This is a genomic window from Flavobacterium caeni, from assembly GCF_900101895.1.
GTDB classification, from domain to species: domain Bacteria; phylum Bacteroidota; class Bacteroidia; order Flavobacteriales; family Flavobacteriaceae; genus Flavobacterium; species Flavobacterium caeni.
The window spans coordinates 1609-4054 of record NZ_FMVF01000030.1; the positions used below are offsets into that span (position 1 = coordinate 1609).

Genomic DNA, 2446 nt, shown 5'->3' on the forward strand with positions numbered 1-2446 from the left:
TGAAACGGCGGTTGGGCGTCGTGTATTGTTATGAAGATATTTTTTTTAAAGCTTCCGGTAGCGAACTTAAAAAATTGACTTGTTTTCCATTATTGCTCTCAAGTATAAATTGTTTTAGGCTCGCGCTTCCATATTTTTCAAAATTTCCAACCAACGCTAGACGAACCCGAAAATTTGAAAATTTTTGTAAAATCTCTCCTGCCAATCCAGTTTTTAAATCAAAAAAATCAGGGTTTATATTTTTTTCGTGAATGATAATTTTGTCGTAATCTGAATAATATAAATTACCTAATAAGTCTGATCCATCTTCTGCCGAATTGATAATTATTTCTTCAGAGATTATTTCAGCAATTTTTACACTAGCAATAATATGATTTTCTATTTTCATTTAACTTGAGTTTCTATGAGTTTGGGATTTCTCGACATGACGCCCAACGTTAGGCCGCTTCACGCCGTTGCGGATCAAAGCGGACTGAGTTCTCTCTGCCAAGATAAAATTTTATTCGTGAAACCACAACTTCCGGCTACCGAAAACTCCGCAATGGCTTGAAACGGCGGTTGTGCGCTGGCGTGATTCTATGGTAAGGCTTCAATGAATGAACGCATTAAAGTTATTGAATCTTCAAGCTGAACAAATGTAAACCTTGTATTACGAGTATTTTCCGGATGATGAATTTGATGTCTTATGTACTCGGTAAGGATAATATTTTCTTGACTTGTTGTACCGCCGCGTCGTTCCTTTATGTATGGCATTGTTGCTTTTCCAGTCCTGAATGTTGGTAAATGACCTTCTGCTTCAATGAAACCATATAATTCATTATGATATTCATCAGTTGTCTCGGCGAATGCTAGGAAATTAACTTCATTAAGAGAAGGATAGGGAAGTTGACCAGCCGTAATAGGCTCGATATTTTTTGAGCCACTAATTAATGAAACAAGTCGCAAATGATGAAATTCCAATTCTTTCACTAGCGAAGCACTATGTGTTGTGATTAAAATTTGAGTATTTGCAGCCTGAGAAAGAGTTAAAAATGCGGCAATTAATTTTCTTTGATGTTCAGTATGTTGTGATGTTTCAGGTTCTTCGATTGCGTAAATGATACTGGGGATATTTGAAGCATTTCTTCTTCGTTCTGCTTCTGCACGAAAGAAGTTCAACAAAATTAAACGTTTAACTCCGCTACCTCTTTTATTTATTGGAATATCATCATCTCCAGTTATAGAAACGCTTTTGAAGACATCTGCCCATTTTAAACTTTCAGCTGATGGAATCACGGGATTCAAGCTATTTGCGATAGATGGATTCATTTCACGAAGCTTGTCTAACGTCCTAGCAGCTACCTCTCTTAATTTTGTATCTACTTCAGTGGCAATTTCACTAAACTTTTGTTTTAAATTGTCCTCATTCAAAATTTGTTTTACAGCTTCTCTCAACGGATCTTGAACTTCATTATCGCCATCACTATTTTTTCGATCAGATTGAAAAAGTGTGTATAAAGGGAGATAGGTTTGTAGTTTATCCCAAATTGATTTTGTATCACCTTTTGATACATCTATTTCAACTTCTGCTAATTGTAAGTCTGACGAGAAATGATTCCAAATGGAAGAACGCATGATTGCGTTTCTACTTCTGTCTTCACATTCTATAGTATTACTCGTAAGGATTGCGCGAAGTTCTGAATCTTTTTTCTGTAGCAAATCGGCACAGGCTGCGTTTCTTGGATGATTTGCTTTTACAAATACTTTCTCTTTTCCCGCATTAGGATATTTTTTTACTATTTCAAGCTGGTCGCTTGAATTTAAAAGATATTCAGATTGGAGTGTTGTTTGATTTGTACTATCGATAATTATACTAGCAGGTAATTCTTCAAAGCAAACAGAAATAGTTATTTCATTATCGCCTGCAGCAAGTCCTTGTTTGTTGATATCATCCTTGTCTAATTTTACGACTCCTTTTCCTTCATTGAAGAAAATATCTAACGCTTCAAGTATTGTCGATTTACCAATATCATTTTTTCCAACAAATGCAGTCAAATCTCCAAATTCAACACTTACTTCATTTTGATAACTTCTAAAATTCTTTAGTTTAATGGACTTAAGTTTCATATCTATTTGTTTGGTAAGGTTAATTTAATGATCGAGTTTCTAGGCGGTTTCAAATTGCTAACGCAACTTTCAACTAAAATACAATAATTATTTACACTGCAATTTTTTGGATTATCAATTCATTGAAAACCTCTTTTGGCGTTCTTATGTCAAGGACTTTCCTGGGCCTTTCGTTGAGTTCTTTTTGTACTTTTTTGAGGTATGTTTTTGAGTGTACCGACAAGTCCGTCCCTTTTGGGAAATAATCCCTGAGAAGCCCGTTTGTGTTCTCGTTGGTAGGGCGCTCCCAAGGGCTGTACGGATGGGTAAAATAGACTTTCATTTTGGTTTTTCGGGATAG

Annotated in this window: 3 protein-coding genes; all 3 read right to left on the reverse strand. The window is 35.5% G+C overall.

Annotation, left to right across the window (positions count from 1 at the left end):
• Nucleotides 1-28 precede the first annotated feature (28 nt).
• The gene (locus tag BLP55_RS15770; RefSeq protein WP_091147025.1) at nt 29-388 is read right to left on the reverse strand and encodes a DUF4180 domain-containing protein; all 360 of its coding nucleotides are present in this window, start codon (nt 386-388) and stop codon (nt 29-31) included.
• A gap of 188 nt (nt 389-576) precedes the next feature.
• Complete coding sequence (locus tag BLP55_RS15775; protein WP_091147029.1) at nt 577-2106, reverse strand: ATP-binding protein; 1530 nt, start codon at nt 2104-2106, stop codon at nt 577-579.
• Nucleotides 2107-2197: 91 nt separating this feature from the next.
• The coding region (locus BLP55_RS15780) for an IS30 family transposase (RefSeq protein WP_139149763.1) at nt 2198-2446 on the reverse strand (249 nt) is incomplete at its 5' end.